Annotated in this window: 1 protein-coding gene; it reads left to right on the top strand. The window is 45.2% G+C overall.

The features are described from left to right. Window positions 1–58 precede the first annotated feature (58 nt). Window positions 59–3,361: a response regulator gene (locus tag NJ959_RS27505; protein WP_373693723.1), complete on the top strand. Its 3,303-nt coding sequence runs from the start codon at window positions 59–61 to the stop codon at window positions 3,359–3,361. Window positions 3,362–3,368: the final 7 nt, after the last annotated feature.

Raw genomic sequence — 3,368 nt, 5'->3', positions numbered from 1 at the left:
AAAACTCAAAACTCAAAACTCAAAACTCAAAACTCAAAACTCAAAACTCAAAACTACCATGTCACAGGAGAAGGAAAACGAAATCCGGATTCAGTTTCTCGAAGAAGCAGAAGAGTATCTCGATACCATTGAAACGACACTTTTAGGAATCGCGAGCAAATCTATTGATGCTCAGGAAATGGATGCTGTCTTGCGGGGAGCTCATTCGGTTAAGGGTGGTGCTGGGATGATGGGCTATACCACTTTGAGTCAGTTGGCTCACCGGATGGAGGATTCTTTTAAGGTGTTGAAAGTTCAAAAGAAATCGATTTCTTTTGATGCTCAACTGGAAAGTTTACTGTTAACGGGAGTTGACCGTTTACGTCAGGTATTGGTGCTAAATCGCCAGGGAACTGATGTTGATGAGGATTGGCTTCTCAATGAAGGTAATCCGGTTTTTGATGCCCTTCATGCTCGTTTGGGTCACCCGACTGATGAGGATGCTACTTCGATGTTGGGGGCTGAGGAAGGGACTAATGTGGCGGCGCTTTTGTTTGAGACGGAGGTTGAGGGCTGTCTGGCTCGTCTGGAGTCGGTTTTGGCAGATCCGGAAGCTCCTTGTTTGTCGGAGGAGGTGTCGATTATGGCGCAGGAGCTGGGCGGTTTGGGGGAAATGCTTCAGCTTGATGCTTTTACTAGTTTATGTGAATCGATTTTGGCTCATTTGGAAGCTGCGCCATTCCAGGTGAAGGAGATTGCTCAAAAGGCTCTCTTCTGTTGGCGTCGTTCTCAGGCTTTGGTTTTGGTTGGTCAAGTTAATAGTTTACCATCGGCAATTGATTTTGTTTCTCCTGGGGTGGCTCAATTGTCTGACACGGAGCTAATTTCAGATGAGGGTTTGTGGAGTTTTCAGGATGGGGCAATATCTGAAACTTCCCGGGTGGTAGCTGAGTCGGATATCCCTTGGCCTATTGAGGAATGGGCTGCTTCTTTTTCAGATATTCCCTCCTCGGCAGAGGTGGATATTTCGACAGAGTTGATGGGGGATTCTTTTGATATTCCTGAACAGGTGGTGGCGGATGTTTCGCGGGAATTAGTTGGCGATTCTTTTGCTGATTTTATCATAAATACTGATATTATATCGCCGGAATCACTAGCAGAGTCTTTGGGTAATAGCGATCTTCATTTGGCTGAAGTTTCGGTCGAGTTAATTGAAAATTCTGGGGATATTCCTGATATTGAGATCCCGGAAGTATCGACGGATATCAAAGTTATTAGTACTGAGAGGGCGCGAGATGGTAAAGCTGATTCTGTTCCTCAGAATACGGGTGATTTTTTATGGCAAGAGCCTGCGACTAAGTCTAGTTCACAGGTTGGGGTAAGTAAGGAGGGTGGGGAGAATACGGTTCGTGTTTCTGTTCGTCAGTTGGAGCAACTAAATGACCTTTTTGGGGAACTTACTATTTCTCGCAATGGTATGGGTTTGCAGATGAGCAGGTTACGGAATTTGATTGAAACTCTTAGCCGCCGCGTTGGTTATTTGGAACAAGCTAATATTCGCCTTCGTACTAGTTATGATACTGTGGCGACTCAAGATAAATCTCTGTTTAATAATAATAAAAATAATCATGACAATTACAATAAGTTCATCAGGGATAAATCTGACCAAGTTCATCCTTCATCCTTGACACTTCATCCTTCTTTTGATGCTTTGGAAATGGATCAATATAGCGATTTGCATCTCTTGTCTATGGAGGTGATGGAGACTATTGTCCAGATTCAAGAGGTGACTTCTGATGTGGAATTGAGTCTTGAAGATACTGATACTACGGCGCGTGAGTTAAATCAAACTGCCAAGCAGATGCAGACTCATTTAACTCGGATACAGATGCGCCCTCTGTCAGATTTGGTGGGGCGATATCAACGTGCTTTACGGGATTTGTGTCGGGAGTATGGTAAGGAGGTTGAACTTAAGGTTTCTGGTAAAGGTACTCTGATCGATCGCAGTATCTTGGAGGCTCTTTCCGATCCTTTGATGCACTTGGTACGAAATGCTTTCGATCATGGGATTGAGTTGCCTCATCTGCGCCAACAGTCGGGGAAATCTCCTCGGGGGTTGATTGAGATTAAGGCGGCTCATCGGGGTAATCAGACGATGATTACGATTAGTGATGATGGCAATGGGATTAATCTTGATAAGATTCGGGCTAGGGCATTGGCGATGGGTTTGGATGGTGAACTTTTGGCTGCTGCTAGTGAGGATGATTTATTATCGTTGATTTTTGAGGCGGGTTTTAGTACGGCACAGGAAGTTACTGCTCTTTCTGGTAGAGGGGTTGGTATGGATGTGGTACGGAATAATTTGAAGGAGATTCGTGGGGATATTCGGGTTGATACTACTGCGGGAAAGGGGACTACTTTTACTTTGACTGTGCCTTTTACTTTGTCGGTGGCGCGGATACTTTTGGTGGAAAGTAATTCGATGTTGTTGGCTTTTCCGACTGATGCGATTGAGGAGATGGTTTTGTTGGCATCTGAGGAGGTTTTTGCTATTTCTGGTGGTGAGGTGCTTAAATGGTTTGGTGAGATGATTCCTCTGATTCGTTTGGGAGATTGGTTGACTTTTAATTGTCCGAGGAAGGTGGTTATGCCTGAAGGGGTTCCTTCTATTCCTGCTTCTACTGTTTTGATGATTAGTCAAGGCGAGCGGTTGGTGGCGCTACAAGTCGATCGTTGTTGGGGGGAGCAGGAGGTGGCGGTGCGTCAGGTTAATGGTCCTTTTTCTTTGCCGGAGGGTATGAGTAGTTGTACAATTCTGGGCGATGGCAAGGTTGTCCCGATGGTCGATCCTAATTCTTTGTTACGTTGGATTGATTCTTTCCGTGATGTTGGTAAGGTTTCTGGTGAACGTTTTTCTGCGCTTCATCCTTTTGGTGATTTGTCGTTAATTGATTCTTTGAGTAATCAGCCGCCTGGTGGTTTTGTTGTTCCTATTATTGAGAAGGAAACGATTCTGGTGGTGGATGATTCGATTAATGTCCGCCGCTTTTTGGCTTTGGCTCTGGAGAAGGCTGGTTATTTGGTTGAGCAGGCTAAGGATGGCCAGGATGCGGTGGAGAAGTTGTTGGGGGGTTTGTCGGTTAATGCGGTTATTTGTGATATTGAGATGCCTCGTCTTGATGGTTATGGGTTTTTGGCGCGGATTAAGTCGGAGCCGGGTTTTTCTGATTTACCTGTGGCGATGCTTACTTCTAGAAGTGGCGATAAGCATCGTCAGTTGGCGATGACTTTGGGGGCAAGTGCTTATTTTCCTAAGCCTTATAATGAGCGCGATTTGTTGGCGACTTTACGCGGTTTGATTCAGGGGGATCTTTCGGGTTGATTTTTCT

Origin of the sequence: Limnofasciculus baicalensis BBK-W-15 (assembly GCF_024178385.1) — a bacterium.
GTDB lineage: Bacteria > Cyanobacteriota > Cyanobacteriia > Cyanobacteriales > Coleofasciculaceae > Limnofasciculus > Limnofasciculus baicalensis.
The sequence above is the reverse complement of the archived record's forward strand: the minus strand, read 5'-3'. Positions and strand labels throughout refer to the sequence as shown.